The organism is Streptomyces sp. ATCC 21386 (genome assembly GCF_018728545.1).
Lineage (GTDB): Bacteria > Actinomycetota > Actinomycetes > Streptomycetales > Streptomycetaceae > Streptomyces.
The window spans coordinates 7,745,847-7,765,820 of sequence record NZ_JAAVVL010000001.1 but is presented as its reverse complement, the minus strand read 5'-3'; the positions used below and the strand labels follow the sequence as shown (position 1 = coordinate 7,765,820).

15 protein-coding genes are annotated in these 19,974 nt (G+C 71.0%); 8 read left to right on the top strand and 7 right to left on the bottom strand.

All coding sequences use genetic code 11. The features are described 5' to 3' along the window. The first annotated feature begins 463 nt into the window (after window positions 1–463). On the top strand, window positions 464–1,732 hold the full coding sequence (locus GWK25_RS33335; protein WP_215455274.1) for a DUF418 domain-containing protein: 1,269 nt from the start codon (window positions 464–466) through the stop codon (window positions 1,730–1,732). A 239-nt stretch (window positions 1,733–1,971) separates the two neighbouring features. Then, entirely contained in the window at window positions 1,972–3,627 is a 1,656-nt protein-coding gene (locus GWK25_RS33330) for a histidine kinase (protein ID WP_308404375.1), read from the top strand. 46 nt (window positions 3,628–3,673) lie between these two features. On the opposite strand, the gene GWK25_RS33325 is transcribed toward GWK25_RS33330, so the two are convergent. Continuing rightward, window positions 3,674–4,339: a response regulator transcription factor gene (locus tag GWK25_RS33325; protein WP_215453096.1), complete on the bottom strand. Its 666-nt coding sequence runs from the start codon at window positions 4,337–4,339 to the stop codon at window positions 3,674–3,676. 360 nt (window positions 4,340–4,699) lie between these two features. Here GWK25_RS33325 and GWK25_RS33320 point away from each other — a divergent pair, with 360 nt between their 5' ends. After that, window positions 4,700–5,569, top strand: coding sequence for a PaaX family transcriptional regulator C-terminal domain-containing protein (locus tag GWK25_RS33320; protein WP_215455272.1), 870 nt, complete (start codon window positions 4,700–4,702; stop codon window positions 5,567–5,569). A gap of 105 nt (window positions 5,570–5,674) precedes the next feature. On the opposite strand, the gene GWK25_RS33315 is transcribed toward GWK25_RS33320, so the two are convergent. Beyond that, window positions 5,675–5,962: a hypothetical protein gene (locus GWK25_RS33315; protein WP_215455271.1), complete on the bottom strand. Its 288-nt coding sequence runs from the start codon at window positions 5,960–5,962 to the stop codon at window positions 5,675–5,677. A gap of 384 nt (window positions 5,963–6,346) precedes the next feature. Between GWK25_RS33315 and GWK25_RS33310 the strand changes: the two genes are divergently transcribed. Next, window positions 6,347–7,021 carry a TetR family transcriptional regulator gene (locus tag GWK25_RS33310; protein ID WP_215455270.1) on the top strand — a complete coding sequence of 225 codons (675 nt, stop codon included), beginning with the start codon at window positions 6,347–6,349 and terminating at the stop codon, window positions 7,019–7,021. Between the two features lie 106 nt (window positions 7,022–7,127). Here GWK25_RS33310 and GWK25_RS33305 read toward each other — a convergent pair whose 3' ends face one another. Beyond that, the gene (locus tag GWK25_RS33305) at window positions 7,128–7,346 is read right to left on the bottom strand and encodes a hypothetical protein (protein WP_215455269.1); all 219 of its coding nucleotides are present in this window, start codon (window positions 7,344–7,346) and stop codon (window positions 7,128–7,130) included. A 268-nt stretch (window positions 7,347–7,614) separates the two neighbouring features. Between GWK25_RS33305 and GWK25_RS33300 the strand changes: the two genes are divergently transcribed. Next, window positions 7,615–9,249 carry an MFS transporter gene (locus GWK25_RS33300; protein WP_215455268.1) on the top strand — a complete coding sequence of 545 codons (1,635 nt, stop codon included), beginning with the start codon at window positions 7,615–7,617 and terminating at the stop codon, window positions 9,247–9,249. A gap of 110 nt (window positions 9,250–9,359) precedes the next feature. Here GWK25_RS33300 and GWK25_RS33295 read toward each other — a convergent pair whose 3' ends face one another. Continuing rightward, window positions 9,360–10,283: a LysR family transcriptional regulator gene (locus tag GWK25_RS33295; RefSeq protein ID WP_215455267.1), complete on the bottom strand. Its 924-nt coding sequence runs from the start codon at window positions 10,281–10,283 to the stop codon at window positions 9,360–9,362. A gap of 71 nt (window positions 10,284–10,354) precedes the next feature. On the opposite strand from GWK25_RS33295, the gene GWK25_RS33290 reads away from it, so the two are divergent. Both GWK25_RS33290 and GWK25_RS33285 read left to right on the top strand, forming a co-directional pair. Continuing rightward, on the top strand, window positions 10,355–11,035 hold the full coding sequence (locus GWK25_RS33290) for a cyclase family protein (RefSeq protein WP_251829146.1): 681 nt from the start codon (window positions 10,355–10,357) through the stop codon (window positions 11,033–11,035). Window positions 11,036–11,108: 73 nt separating this feature from the next. After that, window positions 11,109–11,570 carry a GNAT family N-acetyltransferase gene (locus GWK25_RS33285; RefSeq protein WP_215455266.1) on the top strand — a complete coding sequence of 154 codons (462 nt, stop codon included), beginning with the start codon at window positions 11,109–11,111 and terminating at the stop codon, window positions 11,568–11,570. A gap of 7 nt (window positions 11,571–11,577) precedes the next feature. Here the strand turns inward: GWK25_RS33285 and kstD are convergent, their stop codons facing one another. Continuing rightward, window positions 11,578–13,371 (bottom strand): 3-oxosteroid 1-dehydrogenase, encoded by a 1,794-nt coding sequence (gene kstD / locus GWK25_RS33280; RefSeq protein WP_215455265.1) that lies wholly within the window; start codon window positions 13,369–13,371, stop codon window positions 11,578–11,580. Between the two features lie 288 nt (window positions 13,372–13,659). Here kstD and GWK25_RS33275 point away from each other — a divergent pair, with 288 nt between their 5' ends. Then, entirely contained in the window at window positions 13,660–14,661 is a 1,002-nt protein-coding gene (locus tag GWK25_RS33275) for an alpha/beta fold hydrolase (protein ID WP_215455264.1), read from the top strand. Here the strand turns inward: GWK25_RS33275 and fxsT are convergent. Together fxsT and GWK25_RS33265 are read right to left on the bottom strand one after the other, a co-directional pair. Then, window positions 14,600–18,538, bottom strand: a complete 3,939-nt coding sequence (fxsT, locus tag GWK25_RS33270; protein WP_215455263.1) for an FxSxx-COOH system tetratricopeptide repeat protein — start codon at window positions 18,536–18,538, stop codon at window positions 14,600–14,602. The genes GWK25_RS33275 and fxsT overlap by 62 nt on opposite strands. Beyond that, window positions 18,535–19,872, bottom strand: coding sequence for a TIR-like protein FxsC (locus tag GWK25_RS33265; protein WP_215455262.1), 1,338 nt, complete (start codon window positions 19,870–19,872; stop codon window positions 18,535–18,537). Before GWK25_RS33265 ends, fxsT begins: the two co-directional genes overlap by 4 nt. Between the last annotated feature and the right edge of the window lie 102 nt (window positions 19,873–19,974).

Here is a 19,974-nt window from a genome sequence, read left to right as displayed (position 1 = left end):
TCTGCCGAGCTTCCGGACCACGCCCCGACGAACGGCGGAGGACGCCGAGCCGATCGGCCATCACCGGGGGCGACTCCGGTGCCGCAGCAGGAGCCGAGACGCGCCTGCAGCGTGCCCTCGCAGCCCCTCCGTCCGGGCCGGTAGCCCGCCCCGTGCGAGAGGCATGGGTCGTGGTCGGCGCGCACACCTGGCATGACGGTCGATCAGAACGACGGCGATCCAGAGCACGAGTACCGCACCGGACACCGGCCTCGACGGCGATGGCGGCGACGATGCCGCCGGCAGAGCCTGGAAGAGCACCGCCGTGATCAGAGTGTGGGAACCCTGGGCGGGCCCGCCGGGCGAGGCCGATTCACAGGTGCTTGGTGATGGCCGATCGGCTCGGCGACCTCTGCCATTCGGCGGGCGTGGTTCGGAAGCTCGGCAGACGCGTCGGGGGGACCGGACCGGCGACGTTGGGCGCATGACTCAGACAGAGATCTCGCACGAAACGCCACCCCCGCGGCACGGGGCACCGGCTGAACCCGCCGGTGTGGTCGAACAGCAGCCGTCGGCGGGGCGGTTGGTCGGCGTGGACCTGGCCCGCGCGCTGGCCGTGTTCGGCATGTTCGCGGTCCACGTCGCCCCACCTGCCGAGGACGTGGGTGGCTTCGGCGGCTGGCTGCTGGAACTGACCGAGGGCCGGTCGTCGATCCTGTTCGCCACCCTCGCCGGGTTCTCACTGATGCTGATCGCCGGCCGCCGGGAGCCGAAGACCGGCCTGGCCGGCCGGCAGGCGAAGGTCCGGATCGTGATCCGTGCCCTGGTCCTGCTGGCACTGGGCACCGCGCTGACGATGCTCAAGACCGGGATCCTGGTGATTCTCGCCTTCTACGGGGTGTACTTCCTGCTGGCGCTGCCCCTGATACGGCTGCGGGCCAGGACCCTCGCGATCATCGCGGCCGTGCTCGCGGTCGTTGGCCCGCAGGCGGCGTTCGGCCTGAAGTGGCTGCTGGGGGAGTCGGGGGCGAAGAGCATCGACGCGTACGACCCGATCGCCCGGCTCGGCGGCGACGGACTGTTGGGCCTGCTGCTCCACGGTAACTACCCCGCGATCACCTGGATGCCGTTCGTGATCGCCGGCATGGCGCTGGCCAGGCTCGACCTGGCCGCCGGCGCAGTGCAACGCCGGCTGGCCGCGCTCGGCCCCGCGCTGATCGCGCTCGGGTACGGCACCGCCTGGCTGGCAGCAAAGCTGTACCCGCCCATTCAGGCAAACAAGGGCGCTCTGAAGGAAGCCTTCGCGAACCTGGATCCGAAGTCCATCGAATCCCTGCGACCGGGATCGCCGGCCTTCGACTACATCAACAACAAGGTTACGGACAGCGCGGAAATGGCCGTGTCGCTGCTGGGAGCCGAGCCGCACAGCGGTACGACCTTCGAGATCATCGGCGGCCTCGGCGTGGCGATCACCGTGCTCGTCTGCGCGACCGTGGCCATGGCCCGGTTGGCGTGGCTGCGTCGGCTGGCGAGCCCGCTCATCGCCGTGGGCACCATGTCCCTGACGCTCTACGTCGCCCACGTCGCTGCCTACGCCATGCTGCCCGAAGGCGCCAGATACACCTTGGCGACGCTGCTCGGGTTCATCGCCGGGGCCATCCTGTTCGCCACCGTCTGGTCGCGCTTCTTCCGCCGCGGACCGCTGGAGTACCTGCTCAACAGCACCACCAAACTGGCGAAGTTCGTCCGGTGAGACGCGGCGTGTCAGGGCCCGTTCGCCCTTCGCCCGAACGAGGTCGGCCCTGGCCGGGCCCGGATACGATGACCACGGCCCCCGTCCTCGGGTACGGTCGGCGCCGATCACCTGCTGCCGGTCATCACCGCTCCACTGCTGTGGCTGGTGACCCCGGCCGGCGTGGCCCGGACACGGCTGCGCTCATCGGTCGGTCGACCGCCCGGCTCGGCGGCCACCGCCGTCGTCGTGGAGGTGTCGTGGCTGGTTGGGCGAAACTCGCCGAGGTCGTCACCGCCGAGGCGGTGACGACCTGGCAACACCTGACACGACAGGGACGGTTGCTGTTGGCGTGGTGGTTGTTCCTGCCCGCCACGGCGATCGTCACGGCCGTCATCAACGTGCCCGGGCAGCCCGCAACAGCGATCGGCCTGCTGACCGCCGCGGTCGCCCTGCTCTGCCGATTCACCTGGCCGATCACCTCACTGCTGGCCGGGACCGGCGTCGCGACAGTGGCGTTGATCTTGCAGAGCACGACCCTGTCGGCTTTTATCTGGCCGGTGAGCGTGATGCTCGCCTATGCGGTGGGCCGCCAGGTCGCGGAAACCCGCCTCGCCGTGGCCGCCTTGGCGCTCGCCACCGGCGTGCAATCCGCGGCCGACCTCGTCGACCTCGCCGGGCTGACGGTTGACCCGGAGGATGTCGGCCGCATCGTCGTCAGCAATGTGCTGCTGGTGGTACTGCCGGGCGCCATCGGCATGCGGCAGGGGGAGCGAGCCCTGGCCATGGATGCCCTGCACGAACGCAACGCCCTGCTGGAACGCGCCAACCTGCTCGGCGAGTCGCAGGCCCGGATGCAGGAAAGGGCGCGCATCGCCGGCGAGATGCACGATCTGCTCGGGCACCGGCTCAGCCTGATCGTCATGTACGCCGGGGCCCTGGAGATGCGCACCCGCACCGCGGCCCCCGAGGTCAACGAGCAGGCCGACCTGCTACGGACCACCTCCCGGACCGCACTCGACGAGCTCCGCACCGTGCTGGGCATCCTGCGCCTCGACGGCGCCGAACCACCGGACGGCACCGAATCGGCGGTCGGCACACGCGAGGATGTCAGCAACCTGGTCGCCGAAGCCCAGCATGCGGGCCTGCCCATCACCCTGTCCTGGCGCGGCGACGACCTCACCGACGCCGACATCGGCATCCGCCGAGCGGTCAACCGCATCGTGCGCGAAGCCCTCACCAACGTGCACAAACACGCCCCGGGCGCGCCCACACGGCTGACCGTCACCGTCGACACCGAACAACTCACCATCAACGTACGCAACGTCGCACGCCCGCCCGCCGTCCCACCGCCCAGCAGCGGCCTGGGACTGGCCGGCCTGCGCGAACGCGCCCGCCTGGCCGGCGGCGACTTCACCGCCGGCACAGACCCGATCACCGGCAACCACGCCCTCACCGCCACCCTCCCCTTGCGCCATAAAAGCCCCGGCACCATGAGCCCGACCATCGATCGATCCGCCCCCGCGGACCGGCAGATGCTCCCCTCCCGTACCGGGGCCGAGGACGGGCCCCACCACGACGCATCACGACGGAAGACCAAGAAGGCCTTCCTCGCCCTCACTGGAGCGGCCGTTGCGGTCTGCGGCGGCCTCGGCTTCAGCGTCTACGACTACCTCCAGTCCGCCGTCGCGCCGCACACCTACCGGCAGATCAAGATCGGCGACACCCAGCACAGAGTGCGCGAGCTGACCGGCGGCGACAACATGACCGCCCGCACAGTGAGCCAGGCAGAGCAACCGGCGGCGCCGGCCGGCACCACGTGCGAGTACGCGCTGGCCGAGGGCTTCGGGCACGTGTTCCGGTTCTGCTTCCAACACGGCAGGCTCGCACAGAAGGACGAGCTGGGGAGGTCGTAGGCGGAACCCGGCAAGCCGATGCTTGGCGTGGGCTCGACGAGGCGGATCAGGAACGGCTGCTGGGCGGAAGAACTCCGGCGTCGTGCGCAAGGATCGCCGCCTGGACCCGGTTGGTGCAGCCAAGGACGGAGAGGATGCGGCTGACGTGAGACTTGGCGGTGCCTTCGCTCATCAGCAGCGCCTTGGCGATCTCAGCGTTCGAGCAGCCCTCACGCAGCAGGCACAGCACGTCGCGCTCGCGGTCGGTCAGAGCCGCGACACGGCGCCGCGCCTCGTCGGCCTGGCTCACGTCGCGGTTGACGTGGCGATCGATCAACTGCTTGGTGACCCGGGGCGACAGGACGGGCTCACCGGCGGCCGCCGCCCGGACAGCCCTGATCAGGTCGTCGGGCGGGGTGTCCTTGAGCAGAAACCCCGCAGCGCCGCAGCGCAGGGCCCGGGTGACGTACTCCTCCTCGCCGAAGGTGGTCAGCATGACCACGCTTGTCCGAGGTGCCACCGTTCTCATCTCGGCGGCCGCGGCCAGCCCGTCGACGCCGGGCATGCGAATGTCGAGCAGTGCCACGTCGACGAGGTGCTTGCGAGCGAGTTCGACGGCGCCGGCACCGTTGTCCGCCTCGGCCACGATCTCGATGTCATCGGCGACATCGAGCACGAACCGGACCCCGGCGCGGATCAATGCCTCGTCGTCGGCCACGAGCACCCGAATCACTTGCCACCCCTCAGGTCGGCCGCGACGCCCCCGACGGCCGACGCGCCGGCCGACTCCGGTCAGAACACCGCGAGTGCCGCAGGCGTTGGCACCCCATTATCGACGGACGGCGTGGCGGCGCGCACCGAACGGCAAAGTACGGCATTTCAGCCTGTTCTGATGACAATTTCCTGCCCCGTCGCCCCGTCGCCCCGTCGCCGCCGCGGTAGCCGCTCAGCACACCCGCTCGGCATCGGACCGTCGCCTCGGCGCCGTGGACGCATCGTCCACCCCGACCGGTACCGGTCCTGACACCACGCCATGCCGCCCGCTATGCCCACGGTGGGCGGCCTTACCCTTGCCGACGTGACACTCTCCGAGATGAACTCTTCCGACCCGTATGACGGGTACCTCGGTGTCGCGCCGACCGCGCCCGGCAGTCCACAACTGCGCCCGCAGTCGCTGCTACTCGCCTTCTTCGGCGACCATGTCCTGGAAGAGGGCCCGCTGTGCGTGTACTCGGGCAGCATCATCGACGTCCTCGGACGTGTGGGAGTCGGCGAGCACGCCGTCCGCTCCACCCTCACCCGCATGGTGAACCGCGGCCTGCTCCAGCGTCGGCGGCAGGGGCGCCGCATGTACTTCGGTCTGACCCCGCACGCTGCGCAGATCCTTCACGAAGGGCGGAAGCGACTCTGGCACACCAGCGCGGTCAACGACGACTGGGACGGCACCTGGACCCTGCTCGGCTTCTCGCTGCCCGAAGCCTGGCGGCACCGGCGGCACGACCTGCGCTCCCGGCTCACCTGGGCCGGTTTCGGCCCCCTCTACAGCGGGCTGTGGATCGCCCCGGGTGACGTCGACATCTCCGAGATCGTCAACGAGCTGGGCATCGCCGCCCACGTCAAGATCTTCCACGCGCGCGCCGACGCCGCCACCGACATCGACGTGATGATCCGCGACACGTGGGACCTGGAAACCGTCGCGGCTCGCTATGCCGCCTTCGAGAAGCGCTGGATCACCCACCTCGGAGATCACTCCGGCGACCCGCTGGCCACCCACCTGCGTCTGGTGGCCGAGTGGCTGGGGATCATTCGCACGGATCCCCGGCTGCCCGCCCGGCACCTGCCCCCGAACTGGCCCGCCCGCTCGGCAGAAGGGATTTTCCGGCGCATGGCCGAGCAGACGGGGGAGCCCGCTCGGCGGGTGGCCGCCGAACTGCTGGAGACGGCGCTTCTCGAGTCTTCCTGAGCGGTGCGAACGCCAGCAGCAACTCGGTGCTCCGTGCCTACAACTGCACGGCGGATACGGTTACATGACGGAGGCTCGGGCGCCGAAGCGTGCGGCCGTCCCTTCTCAGCACTTCTTGTCGCCTATGTACGCGGTCAGCGCATCCAGGTCCACCGACGCGTCGTCGAGGGTTTCGCGCAGCAGATCGCCGGCGCCCTTCGCGTCGTCCGCCACCAGCAGCTTGCACACCGTTGCCTGCATCCCGGGGCTCCGGGCGTTCCAGATCTCGTCGTAGCGTGCCTCGTCCCCTGTGGGAGCGGTGCTGCTGGGGGTCGAGGCGGTCGTGTCGTCGCTGGTGCCGCAGGCGACGAGGAGCAGGCTGGCGGCGATCAGGACGTTTGCGGTGCGGCGCATGGGGCTCCCTGTGAGGCGGTTGTCAGGGCAGCATCATGCGCGTGGCGGTGGTGGGGCAACCCCTGTGTCGCCATGTTGTGACCCGTTGTAGCGGGTGGCCTCAGTGGGCGGTGGGGGCTGCCTGCCAGAGCCTGGACCGGCTCGCCCGTAGATCTCACGAAATGCCCTCCGGCCGGGGGCACTTGCGGCCTGCGAGCCAGACAGGCGGGAGACGGGGTGGGGACTCCGGCTCAGCGTGACAAAATGGGTCGCCCTGCCCCTTCCTCGGCACCCGACGATCCCTTCAACTCCGTCACCTCCTTCGCCTCCGTCACCTCCGTCAACTCGGTCCACCTTCCGATTCCATCGAGTCCTTCGCTTCCTTCGAGTCCTTCGAGGTTCTCTGTGACCAAGCCCGTGGCCCGCGAGCCGCTGCGTCGTAACGCGCGGTCCAACCGGGCGCGCATTCTGGCCACGGCCCGTGAGGAGCTGGGGCGGAACCCCGATGTCACGCTGGAGGAGCTGGCGCGGGCCGCAGGAGTCGTCCGGCGCACGCTCTTCGGTCACTTTCCGGGGCGGGCGGCCCTGTTGGAGGCGCTCGCGGAGGAAGCCGCCGAGACGTTGCGGAGCACGGTGGAGGCCGGGGCCGGGGAGGGAGCGGCGGCAGGGGCGGAGGAGCCGGAGGAATCGGCCGAGCGGGCACTGGCGCGGTTCGTGTTCCGGATGTGGCCCGTGGGCGACCGTTACCGGATGCTGCTGGCACTCGCCCGGCGGGACCTCGGCTCCGAACGCGTCGCCGAAGTGCTCGCCCCGGCCCGTGAGGCCACCACCGGGATCCTGGAGCGCGGGCAGCGCGACGGTGTCTTCCACTCCCATCTGCCCCCCGCTGTGCTGAGCGCCGGACTGGAAGCGATGCACGTCTCCCTGCTGGAGTCCGTCAACACCGGTGCGCTGGAGGACGCCGGGCACCGTATCGCCACGGCCATCCTCATCGCGGCCGGCGTACCGGAGAAGCGGGCGAGTGCCGTGGTCGAGGAGGTCGCGTCGGCGATGCGCGCGGCCCCGGCCGACGAGGCCTGACCCGACGTACCCGGCCGGGATGTTCCGCGGCGCGATCACGGGGGCCGTGTACCTGCGCGACTACCCGGTCGGCCCCGACGTGTGAGTAGGGCACGGACCCGGGGTTTCAGAAAGGGCTCGGGGGCGACCCGGTCCCGCGTACGTGGGCGACCTTCGCGGCGGCGGTGTCGGGGGCGACTCCGGCGGTGATGAGGGCGGCGGTGGCGGCACCGGTGCCGTCGTCGGACCAGATGCCACGGCTCACGCAGTCGAGCAGGGTCAGCAGTTGGGACTCGATGGCCAGGCCCTCCACGAGCGCGGCGCGGCCGGCGAAGTGGACGTACACCCGTGCCCGAGTGGCGCGCGCGTCACGACGCTGTGGGGCGGGAGCCCGGGCCGGGGCGTGAGCACGGCGGCGTATCGATGCGGGTGGCGACGGCGACGGCGTCGGCGTCGGTGGTGGCGGTGCTCGGTGGGTGGTCACAGCGGTACCTCGGGGCGGGCGGGAGAAGGGGCGACGCGATATTTGCTCATCGACGGGCAATAAAATAACATGCACATCGATGAGCAATTAAGTGCTTCCGCTCGTCGCCCCGTCCTCTTAGGAGCTTCCGATGCCCTTCCTCGCGAACACCCCCGTGGAGAAGATGACCGGGCCGTACGCGCGGCGCTGGTGGGCGCTGCTCGTGCTGTGCCTGAGCCTGCTGATCGTGGTGATGGCGAACACGTCGCTGATCGTCGCCGCCCCCGACATGACCACCGACCTGGGTCTGAGCAGCAGCGATCTGCAGTGGGTCGTCGACGGCTACACCGTCCCGTACGCGGCGCTGATGCTGGTGCTGGGCTCGATCGGCGACAAGTACAGCCGGCGTGGTGCGCTGGTCCTGGGGCTGCTCGTCTTCGCGGGTGGTTCGGTGATGGGGAGCATGGTCGACGAGACCTCGCTGGTCATCGCGGCCCGCGCGATCATGGGCGTCGGTGCCGCGGTCGTGATGCCGGCCACGCTGTCCCTGCTGGTCGCGACCTTCCCCCGGAGCGAGCGCGTCAAGGCCATCACCGCCTGGACAGCGACCTCCGGCCTGGCGATAGCCGTCGGACCGCTGGTCGCCGGCCGGCTGCTGGAGGACCACGCCTGGGGCTCGACCTTCCTGATCAACGTGCCGATCGCCCTCGTCGCCGTCATCGGCGCGCTCGCCCTGGTGCCGCCGTCGAAGGCGGAGGGCATGGGCCGCATCGACTACGTCGGTGGTCTGCTGTCGATCGTCTCCGTCGGCTCCCTGGTCTACGCGGCCATCGAGGGCCCGCACTTCGGCTGGGGTGCCGGCCCCGTCACCGCGGCCGTGGTCGCCGGTGTCGGACTGGTCGCGTTCGTCGCCTGGGAGCTGCGGCACCCGCACCCGATGCTGGACGTCCGCAAGTTCACGCTGCGGCCCTTCAGCGGCTCGATGCTCGCGGTGCTGTTCTTCTTCTTCGGTACGTTCGGCGCGATCTACTACTCGACCCAGTTCCTGCAGTTCGTCCTCGGCTACGACGCGCTCGACACGGGTGTACGGCTGCTGCCGCTGGCCGGAGCGGTGTTCCTCGGGGCCGTGGTGACCGGGAAGCTGACCCCGCGGCTGGGCGTGAAAGCGATGGTCGTGACCGGCATGGTCATCGGTACGGCGGGGGTCTTCCTGCTGACCCAGATCGACAAGGGTTCGACGTACGGCGACTTCCTGGCGCCGATGATGATGCTGGGCTTCGCGATCGGACTGAGCGTCTCCCCGGCGACCGACACGATCATGGACTCCTTCCCCGAGTCCGAGCTGGGCGTCGGCGGCGGTGCCAACGACACCGCGCTGGAGCTGGGCGGTGCGCTCGGTATCGCGGTCCTGGGCTCGCTGCTGGGCACGGCCTACCGGGACGAGCTGACCGACCTGGTCGGCAACCGGCTCCCGGCCGAGGCGATGGAGACGGCCAAGGACTCGGTGGGTGGTGGCCTGGCCGTCGCCGAGCGCATCGCCCAGGAACCGTCCGCGGGACCTCAGCAGGCCCAGGCCGTCGTGGACGCCGTCCACCAGGCGTTCGCCCACGGCGTCGCCCAGACCAGCCTCGTCGGCGGCGTCATCATGGCCGTCGGAACGCTGATCGTCTTCGCGGTCCTGCCGGGCCGGTGGGGGTTCGCCAGGAAGGACGCCGAGCGGACCGAGCGCGAGGCCGGGACGGCGAGCGAGGCGGGCGTACGGGAGCACGCCGGGTCCACCCGCTAGGCGTTGTGCTCAAGGGCGTTGCCGAGCTGCCGGGCGGCTGTGCCCGAAGCTGCCCCAGTCGCGCCCCACGCCCCTCGCGAAAATCGCGCCCCTCCCGACCCCACACCCCGTCACGGCGCAGGTGTGAGCCCCAAGTTCTCGGCCGACCTGCGGAGGGCCTCGACCACGGCCGAGGTCCGGGGCTGCGGGCCGGAGGGGGAGGCGGGCCAGACGGCGGCGATGCGGCGGTGGCCCGCTACCGGGACCATGGGCAGGGCCACGGTCGCGGGAGGGGCGTCGGTGAGGGCGAGGGTGGGGACCACCGCCGCGCCGAGGCCCGCCCGCACCAGGGCCAGTGAGGTCGGGAACTCCAGGGCGGTGTGGGCGTGGCGCGGAGTGAAGGCGTACTGCGCGGAGATGCGCGCGAGTGCCCTGCCGCACGCCGTGCCGGGCGGGGCGGTGACCCAGGGCCGCTCGGCCAGGTCCCTGACCGAGCGGGGCGGTGGTGACCAGTCGGCCGGGGTGACCACGCGGTACTCGTCGTCGGCGACCGCCGCGGACGCGAGGTCGGGCCACTGCTCGTGCGGGTCGGGGTCGTCGCCGTCGTACTCGACGACCAGCAGGTCCAGGCCGCCGGTGCGCAGCTCGCGCAGGGCGTCCGGGCCCTCCGCCTCCACCACTCTCGGCGCCAGCTCCGGGTGGGTCCGGGCGAGGGCGGTGAGGGCCGGGACGAGCAGATGGCACACCGCCGACGAGAACGCGGCGACCGTCACCGGCCCCGTCGAACGCCCGGTCAGTTCGCTGAGTTCACGGCGGGCCTCCGCCAGCTCCCGCTCGATCCGCTCGGCCCGCGCCGCCAGCAACCGCCCCGCCGGGGTCAGCCCCGCCCGGCGCCGCGACCGGTCCACCAGGGGCTGCCCCACCTCCCGCTCCAGCTGCGCCAGATGCTGCGACACAGCCGACGGCGTCAGATGCAGCACCTTCGCCGCGTCCACCACACCGCCGCGCATCGCCACCGCGCGCAGGACACGCAGCCGACGGGGATCCAGTTCCATAAGCCTCACTGTAGTACTGCTTCAGTAACTCTTGCTTGTGGTGAAGTGGCGCTACAGGGAAGATGCGTGGCATGAGCAACAGGCAACGGCGGATCGTCGATCTCAGCCACCCCATCAGACACGGGATGATCACCTATCCCGGGCTCCCCGGCCCCGAGATCGGCGAGCACCTCACCCGTGAGGCGTCACGGGAGATCTACGCGCCCGGCACCGAGTTCGCCATGGGCCGCATCTCGATGGTGTCGAACACCGGCACGTACGTGGACAGCCCTCACCACCGCTTCGACGACGGTCAGGACCTCGCGGGCCTGCCGCTCGACCGGCTGATCGACCTCGACGCAGTCGTCGTGCGCGTCGAGGGTGTCGCCGACCGCGGCCGGGCCGTGGACCGGGCGGCGCTGCTGCCGTACGAGGTGAGCGGCCGGGCGGTGCTGATCCATACGGGTTGGGACCGGCACTGGGGCACCGACCGGTACGGCCACGGCCACCCCTACCTCACCGCCGACGCCGTGGCCTGGCTGGTGGAGCAGGGCGCCGTCCTCGTCGGGATGGACACCCTCAACATCGACGACACCGACGACGGCACCCGCCCGGCCCACACCGGTCTCCTCGCCGCCGGCGTTGCCGTCGTCGAACACCTGCGGGGCCTGGAGCAACTGCCCCCGCAGGGCTTCCGTTTCTTCGCCGCGCCCCCGGCGGTCGAGGGCATGGGTACCTTCCCGGTACGTGCGTACGCACTCCTCGACGAGTAGGCGGAGACGAGCGGGCGAAGACGAGCGAACAAAGCCGATGTCCCCGACCCAGGACTCTGTCTAGGCTGACGCCGTGACCGACCTCGACATCAAGCGCGTGGACGGTGCGGCCGGGGACGAGGAACTCGAAGCCTGGCGGCACGTCCACAACACGATCATCCCGGCCCACATCCTCTCCCTCGACGACGTCCGGGAGCGCGCCGTACGCAACCATCTCGAACTCGCGTACGTCGACGGCGTCCTCGTCGGCAACTCCACCGTCCGGCCGCCCGAGGGGGACGGCGCCACGGCCACAGTGATCGCGCGCGTGCTCGCCGAACACCGGCGCCGGGGGTTCGGCGAGCAGCTGTACGGTCGGGCCGTGCGGCGGGCGCGGGAACTGGGCGCCCGGACGATCGAGACCTGCGTCCTCTCCTCGAACGAGGACGGCCTGCGGTTCGCGCTCGACCACGGTTTCGTGGAGACCGAGCGCTATCTGCTGGACGGCGACACGATCCCGTGGATCGACCTCAGGCTCGACGCCGCCCTCGGCTAGTGCGCGGCTACAGCTTCCCGGCGAGGTCCAGTGCGGCCACGTACCCGAAGGTCATCGCCGGTCCGATCGTCGACCCGGCGCCCGCGTAACTGCGGCCCATCACGGCCGCGCTGGCGTTGCCCGCCGCGTAGAGGCCGCGGATCACCGTGCCGTCCGGGCGCAGGACGCGGGCGCGGGCGTCGGTAAGCAGCCCGCCCTTGGTGCCGAGGTCGCCCGGGACGATGCGCAGGGCGTAGTAGGGCGGCAACCACAGGGGTGCCAGGCAGGAGTTGGGGCGCACGGACGGGTCCGTGTAGTAATGGTCGTACACGCTGTCGCCGCGCCCGAAGTCGCTGTCGTCCCCTTGCCGGGCGAGGGAGTTGAAGCGGTCGACGGTGGAGCGGAGGGCGGCGGCCGGTACGCCGATCGCGCCGGCCAGCGCGTCGAGCGTCCACGCCTTGTGGACGGCCCCGGCGTCGTACCACTCGTCGGGGAACGGGAAGGTCGGCGCGATGTCCTTGAACAGGTACCGGTTGCGGTAGTTCTGGTCGACGATCAGCCAGGCCGGGATGTGGGAGGCGGACGAGGTGTCCTTCTCGTACATCGTGTGGACGACGTCGCTGTACGGGCCGGCCTCGTTGACGAACCGCGCACCGGACCCGTTGACCAACAGCCCACCGGGCAGCGTGCGTTCGGCGAGACAGAACCAGGCCTGGCCCGGGGTGTCGACGGCCGGTCCCCACCAGGCGTCGTCCATCAGCGCGACGTCGGCACCGGCCCGCTGACCGGCCCGTATCCCGTCGCCGGTGTTCTCCTTGGCCCCCACCGTCCACCGTGTCCCGACGGGCTGCTCCTGGTACTGCGCCCGCATGGCCGCGTTGTGCTCGAAGCCGCCGGAGCCGACGACGACGCCGCGGCGGGCGCGGACGAGCCCGGGGGAGCCGTTCCTGCTGACGACCACTCCCTCCACCGCCCCGCTCTCCGTGTACAGGTCGGTCAGCGGGGTGTCGAGCCACACGGGGACGTCGGCGCCGAGCAGCCCGGCCCGCAGCCCGCCCGCCAGCGCCTGCCCCATGGTGAGCGGCTTCTGCCCGAGCAGGGCGGCCTTCGTGCCCCGGGCGAGGCACTCGGTGGCGACGGCCAGCCCCTTCGCACTCACGGCGGTCAGCGCGAGCCATTTGTAGTCGGCGCTGAACACCACCATCCCGGCGGGGGTCGCCAGATAGGCGGGATTCAGCCGCGCGAGCTCGGCCCCCAGCAGATTGCCGTCGAACTGGTCCGGTTCGATGGACCGTCCGTTCGGCAGCCCGCCCGGCAGCTCGGGGTAGTAGTCGCTGTACCCCTCCATCCAGCGGAACCTCAGCGGGCTGTTCGCCATGACGAACGACAGCATCGCGGGCCCGTGGTCGAGGAACGCCTTCTGCCGGTCGGCGGGCACGTCGTCCCCGACCACGGCCGCGAGGTACTGCGCCGCCTTGGCCGGGGTGTCCGGCACCCCCGCCGCCTTGATCACGCTGTTGTTCGGCAGCCAGATACCGGCGCCCGAGCGCGCCGCCGACCCGCCGAAGGTCGGCGCCTTCTCCACGACGACACAACTCAGCCCCTGCTTCGCCGCCGTGAGCGCGGCGGTCATCCCGGCCGCGCCGGAACCGACGACGACCACGTCGTAGGTGCCGAGCAGGGGCGGCGCTGCGGCGACGGCGGTCCCCGCGAGCCCCCCGCCCGCGGCGATCGCGGCCCCCGCGCCCGCGGCCGTCCCCAGCACCCGCCGCCGACTCGGGCCCCCCTCGGCCCCCGTACGTCTCTCAGGATCCGCGCTCATGGACATGCGGGACGCTCCAGCCTCGCGAAGGGACGGGTGGCGGTGCTGATCCCCCGGCGGCAACGCTCCCGTACGCCCCCGGGCTGTGTGCGAAGCCTCGAATCTGACGTGAAGGCATGGTGAAGTCAAGACACGCGTCGGGCATGGTGCTTGTGGGGTGCGAGCCGCACGCACGCGTGCCCGTCCCCGGGGGAGAGGAGCGCCGGCGCGGTTCGTTTCGTGGGGTGGGCGGCCGGGAAATCTTCCGGCAGCGTGTTCTCGGCCCGCGGGCCGAGGGAGGGGAGCGCTGTGTATGACCTGGCACGGGCACCGACCCATGTCCGGGCGCCCGACGGGCGGTTGCTGAGGGTCGAGTGTTCGGGGGATCCGGCCGGGCGGCCCGTCTTCCTGTTCCACGGCATGCCCGGCAGCCGGGTCGGCCCCCGGCCGCGGCCGATGTTCCTCTACCAGCGGGGGACCCGGCTCATCAGCTACGACCGACCGGGGTACGGGGGCTCCGACCGCAGACCCGGCCGCCGGGTCGTCGACGCCGTCGAGGACGTGACCGTCGTCGCCGACGCGCTGGGTGTGGACCGCTTCGCCGTGGTGGGCCGCTCCGGCGGCGCCCCGCACGCCCTGGCCTGCGCGGCACTGCTGCCGCACCGGGTGACGCGAGCGGCGGCGCTGGTGACGTTGGCGCCGCAGGACGCCGCCGGACTCGACTGGTACGCCGGGATGGCCCCCTCCAACGTCCATGAGTTCCAATCCGCGCACACCGACCCCCAGGGCTTCACCGCCCGGCTGATCCCACGCTCCGCGGCGATCCGCTCCGACCCCGCGCGGCTGCTGGAGCAACTGCGCGACGACCTCACCGACGAGGACCGGCTGATCGTCTCCGACAACGGCATCCGGGCGATGCTGCTGCGCAACTATCAGGAGGCGGTGCGGACTTCACCCTACGGATGGATCGACGACGCCCTCGCGCTGACCTCCCCCTGGGGGTTCGAGCCCGGCGAGATACGGGTGCCGGTGCTGTTCTGGTACGGCGCGAAGGACGTCTTCTCCCCGGCCGCCCACTCCTCCTGGCTGGCCGACCGCGTCCCCCGCGCCACCGCCGTCCTCGAACCCGCCGCCGCCCACTTCGCCTCGCTCCGCGCCCTGCCGGAGGTCCTCAGCTGGCTCCAGCGGGGCACGCTGCTGTCCCTGGCCCCGCCGGTCCGACCTGCGCGCGGCCCCGTGCACGGGGCCGTCACACCGCCAGGGGTTCCAGGTCGCGGTAGACCCGCCGACCCTGTGCCACCAGCTGGGTGACACCGCTGCCTTCGCCCAACTGCCGCCTGAGCTTGGCCAGTTCGGCTACCACTTGCTCGCGCAGCCGGTCCGCCTCTGTCACCCGGCCCAGCGCGCGCAGCGTCAGCGTGGAGTTGGCGACCACGGCGAGGGCCTCCGGATGGTGTTCACCGAGCACCTCCGTCAGGGCCTCGCGGGCGGGCTCCTCCAGCACCCACGCCTCCTCCGCGCGGCCCTGCTCGGCCAGTACGTTGGCGTAGTTGGTGCGGCAGAAGAGCGTGTGGGGATGGTGGTCGCCCAGCACCTCGACCATGCGGAGCATCACCCGCAGGAACACCTTCTCCGCCTCCTCCGCGTCGCCGCAGCCCCAGTGGTAGACGCCCAGGTTGTTCAGCGCGGCCTGGGTGTACGGATGCTCCTCGCCCGGTACCTTGCGGTACTCGGCCAGCGCCTCCAGCGCGATCCGGCGCGCCTCCTCCCGTTTGTCGGCGGCATACAGGTCGGCGGCCAGGTTCAGGTCGCAGGCGAGCGAGTCGGGGGTGTGGGCGTCGTACTGCGCGTGGTACTGGTCCCGGGTCGCCTGCGTCAGGCGGTGCGCGTCCTTGAACTCGCCCGCCCGCCTCAGCGACACGGCCAGCGACTTCGCGCAGCTGAGCGTGCCGGGGAAATCCTTGCCGAGCACCCGCTTGTGCGCCTCGTACGCCCCCGACAGCAGCGTGACCGACTCGGTGTAGCGGCCCACCTCGCGCAGGTCCCGGCCGAGGCTGGAGGCCGACGACAGGGTGTAGGGGTGGTCGGGTCCGAGAACGTCCTTGCGGCGGAAGTAGGTGTCCTGGTCGATGTCCCGCGCGTCGTCGTAACGCCCGACCATGCGCAGGGCCAGCGCCAGGTTGTTCGCCGCGCTCAGGGTCCGGGGGTGCGAGGGGTAGAAGGTGCGGCTGAAGCCCTCCCGTGCCTCGCGGGCCAGCTTCTCAGCCTTGCTGTACTCGCCCAGGGCCGCGTAGTCACTGGCGAGGGACGACGTGGTGATGTACGTATGGGCGTCCGAGGGCCCCAGCACGCGGCGCTGACGGTCCAGCAGATCCCGGTCGATCTCCTCGGCCTCGACGTAACGCCCCTGCGAACGGAGCACGTTGGCGAGCTGGCAGCGCAGATACAGGTACTGCCGGTGGTTCTCGCCCAGTTCGGGCTTCCAGTGCGCCAGCAGATCGTCGGCGAGGCGCTGGGCGCCGGGGAAGTCCCCGCGCTTCCACATGTACCGGACGCGGTCGATGAGGAGCCGACGGGGCTCCGCCTCCACGCAGTTACGGATGTCCGAGGCGCGCAGATGGGGCCATATCACCTCGAACCGCGGCCAGTCCTCGGGATTGTCCGTGGGTTCGTCGTCGTCGGGCCGCGCACCCGCGAGCACGGTGTGGACGACATGCCGGGCGTGCCGCTGCTCCTCCTCGCTGAGCTGGGAGCGGATGACGGCCTGCACCAGCCGGTGGATCTGGACACTGTTGCTGACCTGGTCGACCTTCGCGAGGGCGAGCCGGGCGATCTCGCTGATGGCCCGGCCCACCATCAGGCTCTCCTGGAAAGCGGGGTCCACCTTGCGCAGCTCGTCCCGCATCTCCTTGCTGTAGAGCAGGCGGGACGATATCGGCTCGGGCGCCATGAACGCGCACAGCTGCAGCAGCCGCACCGAGGCAGGAGAACGTTCCTGCAGCCGCGTGATGGAGATGTTCCAGGTCGCGGCCACCGTGGTGGGGTAGTCGGGGGGCTGGTTGAGGTCGAGCACATGGGTGGTCTGTTCGGCGAGTTCGCTGAGGTACTCCTCGACCGGTGTGGCCGTCTCGGCGAGCCAGGCCGCCGCCTGTTCCACGGCGAGCGGGAGATCGCCCACGGCCTCCGCCACCCGGTCGGCCTCCTCGGGGCTGAGGCCGGGTGCCCGCAGGGAGAGGTGCTCCACGCTCTCCTGGCGGAGGAACACGTCGACGGGCAGTGACGCGCCCTGCTGCGCCCAGGCCTGGTTCCGGGAGGTGACGAGGATGTGCCCGCCGCCGCCGGTGGGGAAGAAGCGGGTGAGCTCCTCGGGGGTGTCCGCGTTGTCGAAGACCAGCAGCCAGCGCTTGGTGGGTACCCCCCGGCCCAGCATGCGTACGGCCTCCTGGCAGGCCAGCGCCATGTCCTCGCCACCGGGGGCGCCGATCCGGGCGCCGAGTTCGGCGAGCGAGGCCACGACGTTGTCGATGTGCTCGGCGGAGATCCACCACACCAGGTCGTAGTCGGCCATGAAGCGGTGCACGTACTCCAGCGCCACCTGGGTCTTGCCGACACCGCCGAGCCCGAAGAGCGCCTGGGGGCGCGGCAGTACGACGGAGATGCCGCCGCGCAGCTGTTCACGGAGCTGGTCGAGGATCACGCTCCGGCCGGTGAAGGTGGTGTTGCGCTGGGGCGCGTCCCAGATGTCGGGTGCCCGGCCCGGGAACCTGGGGTCCGACCCGGCGGGGGCCCCGGGCTCTGCCCGCAGCCGCAGGATCTCGTGGAGTCCGTCGGCGCCGTCCGCCTCGCCGAGCCGGTGCAGGTCCACCACCTCGGTGTAGGCGCCGGTCGGCCGGACCTCCTCGACGCGGGCCAGGGCCGGCAGGGCGGTCGGGGCGTTCGGTGCGGCGGTGGTGAGGGCCTGGCGGACTCTGCCCGCGTGCCGGGACTTGTCGAAGGCGTGCGACAGCAGCAGCAGGACGCGGGTGTCCGGGTCCGGGGGCTCCGGAGGGCCGAGGGCCACGTCGTGCAGGGTGACACGGCAGCCGGACCGCTTGAGCACCCCCTCCACCCACTCGGCCCACATACGGTTCTCCGCCGCGTGGACCACCAGGACCTCCACGGCCTGGGTCTGCGGCAACTGCCGGGTGAACGCCTCCAGACAGCGCAGCCGCGCCTGTTCCGGTACGGGCGGCAGTGTGGTGACCTCGTCGTCGGAGAGCACCGAGGTCAGCCGTTCGAAGGCGGACAGCAGGGAGTTCGCGTTGCCGCTCTTGTCGCCGACGGTAGCGAGGGTCTCCTCGTAGGCGTAATAAGGGCGGTAGGGGATCTCGACCTTGCCCCAGTACGTGTTCAGTTCCTCGGGCGCCAGGTCCTGGCGGTCGGCCCCTTTGGGTAACCCCTCGAACTTCAGCCGGGCCAGGGCCCGTCCCGCGTCGGCCTTCTCCTTCTCGGCCTCGTCGACCCGCATCGGGACGGGCAGCACCCGGATCCACCGCTTGCCGTACCCCTTCTCGGCGCTGTGCGCCACGGCGGCCGCGCCGTCCAGCGCCTGGCCGCTGAGGGTGAAGCAGTCGACCAGCACGTCGGGCATCTGGATGGTGCAGATGTCCGCGTTGTCGGACAGTCCCGTCCGGCTGTCGATGAGGACGTAGTCGTAGGACGCCTTCATGTCCTCGCGGAGCGTGTCCAGGAACAGGCCCCCGCCCAGCCGCTCGTAGAAGTTGTCCCACTCGAAGGACGACACGGTCGCCGAGTACTCGCGGTTCTGCCGCCCGGCCGACAGGAAGTCGAGCGAACCGCCTTTCGGGAAAGCCAGGTTGAGGCGCTCGGGCGCGAGCGAGATGGCGTGGTCCTCGACACGGGCGTACTCCCGGTGCCAGGCCCCGGACCGGGGCCCGCCGGTGGTCGCGGCCCAGCAGTACTCGGTGATGATGTCGATCACGCCGGAGGTGGCGGCGAGCACGTTCGGGTCCAGGAACGGCTCGAAGAAGCGGTGCAGACCCGGGGCCTCCAGGTCCCAGTCGACCGTCAGGACCCGTTTGCCGTTCGCGGCGAGGATCCACGCCGTGTTGGCCAGGGCCATCGTGCGGCCCGTACCACCCTTGTACGAATAGAAGGTGATGATCCGTCCACGCTCCCCGGCCGTCATGCTTCTCCTCCGTGATCGGAACCCGCGGCGGGCTGCTGCGGGTAGGTGGGGCCCATGAGACGGGGCTGTGGCAACTGTGGGCCCTCGGGCGGATGCGCCTGCGCGTGCCTGAGGTACTGCCGGGTCGTGTGCGCCGCCAGAGCCGGCAGCACGTCGGCGAACACCTGGAGCGAGGGCACGCCGTTGGCCGCGATCCGGCAGTCGGTCCGGCGCCCCCGCTCCAGGATCAGGGGGAGGGTGCGTTCCAGCTTCGCCTTGACCTGTCGTCCTTCCGCGCCGTGACACTCCTCGTCGTTGTGGTTCCAGGGGACGATCGCGCCGACCCAGGGGCGGGCGTTGGCGTCGAACGCCTTGAGTCTGCGCCGCCGGTCCTCGTCGAGGACCGCCCAGCAGTCGACCAGCAGGATCGCCGGGTGGCCGGGGTCGGGCTCCTCGGCCTCGGGGTCTTCGTCGGAACCGCCGGCCACGAGGTCCTCGGTGGTCGGATCCTCGTTGTCGAAGTCGGACACGGTGATCCGGTAGTCCAGCGACCGGATCAGTTCCTCCGCCAGCGTGGCGATGGGCCGGGGAGTCTCGTCGCCGTAGGGGTTCCACTGCAGGGAACTCTCGCCATAGCGGCCGTTCTTGCGGGACTCCGGGACCATGTGACGGGCGGGTGCCGCCACGGTCAGATGGATACGGCGCGGCCCGTCGCCCGGCGGAGCGAAGGCACTCGGTGTGGACTCGAAGGGCCTCGGGGTGCTCGACGGCAGGGGCGACTCCTCGGCTACCTGCACGATGCGCTGGGCGAGCGTGAACACCGTCTCGTCGTACTCGTCCCGCAGCCGCTTGAGTTTGATCAACCCGTAGATCCCGTGGTCCAGATAGCGCTCCCCGAACGCGTTCCGCTCCACCTGGAGGTGGCGCACGGACTCGGGCAGCCGGTCCATGCCGACGCGACTCCACAGCACCGGCACGATCGCCGGGATGTCGCCGGCCCCGGCGTCCCTGGCCTGACGTATGCGGTCGCTGAACGCGAACCACTCCCGACCGCAGGCCTCGCTGCTGAAGTACCGCGGGGAGTACAGCGGCACGAACACCCGGCAGTGCGCCAGGTTGTCGCTGAGCCGGACGGGCCAGCCCTCTCCCGAGCGCATCTCCCGGTCCATGAAGCCCGGGGGCGTGCCCGCCGGCAGATCGGTGATGGCCAGGATGTCGGCGCACAGGTCCTTGTAGAGCGTGTACACCCAGTGGTCCGGGTCCCCGCTGTCGGGGCCGGACGGAGTGTGGGCATAGCTCAGAAAGAAGTAGGGCCGGTTGTCCGGTGCGCCTCGCCCTCGTACATGTCTGTTCACGCGCCCCCCGCCTGTCGATGCCCTCTGTTCCCCCGCCGGAGAGTCATCTGGCCGGAACCAACAATGTGCCCGACCACCCCCGTGACCGCATGGCTTGTTTCA

Excerpts from the sequence above, each read along its gene's own strand:
- GWK25_RS33335 (WP_215455274.1), top strand. The coding sequence starts at position 464 with ATGACTCAGACAGAGATCTCGCACGAAACGCCACCCCCGCGGCACGGG.
- kstD (WP_215455265.1), bottom strand. The coding sequence starts at position 13,371 with ATGAGCGCGGATCCTGAGAGACGTACGGGGGCCGAGGGGGGCCCGAGT.
- GWK25_RS33320 (WP_215455272.1), top strand. The coding sequence starts at position 4,700 with ATGAACTCTTCCGACCCGTATGACGGGTACCTCGGTGTCGCGCCGACC.
- GWK25_RS33315 (WP_215455271.1), bottom strand. The coding sequence starts at position 5,962 with ATGCGCCGCACCGCAAACGTCCTGATCGCCGCCAGCCTGCTCCTCGTC.
- fxsT (WP_215455263.1), bottom strand. The coding sequence starts at position 18,538 with ATGACGGCCGGGGAGCGTGGACGGATCATCACCTTCTATTCGTACAAG.
- GWK25_RS33290 (WP_251829146.1), top strand. The coding sequence starts at position 10,355 with ATGAGCAACAGGCAACGGCGGATCGTCGATCTCAGCCACCCCATCAGA.
- GWK25_RS33300 (WP_215455268.1), top strand. The coding sequence starts at position 7,615 with ATGCCCTTCCTCGCGAACACCCCCGTGGAGAAGATGACCGGGCCGTAC.
- GWK25_RS33295 (WP_215455267.1), bottom strand. The coding sequence starts at position 10,283 with ATGGAACTGGATCCCCGTCGGCTGCGTGTCCTGCGCGCGGTGGCGATG.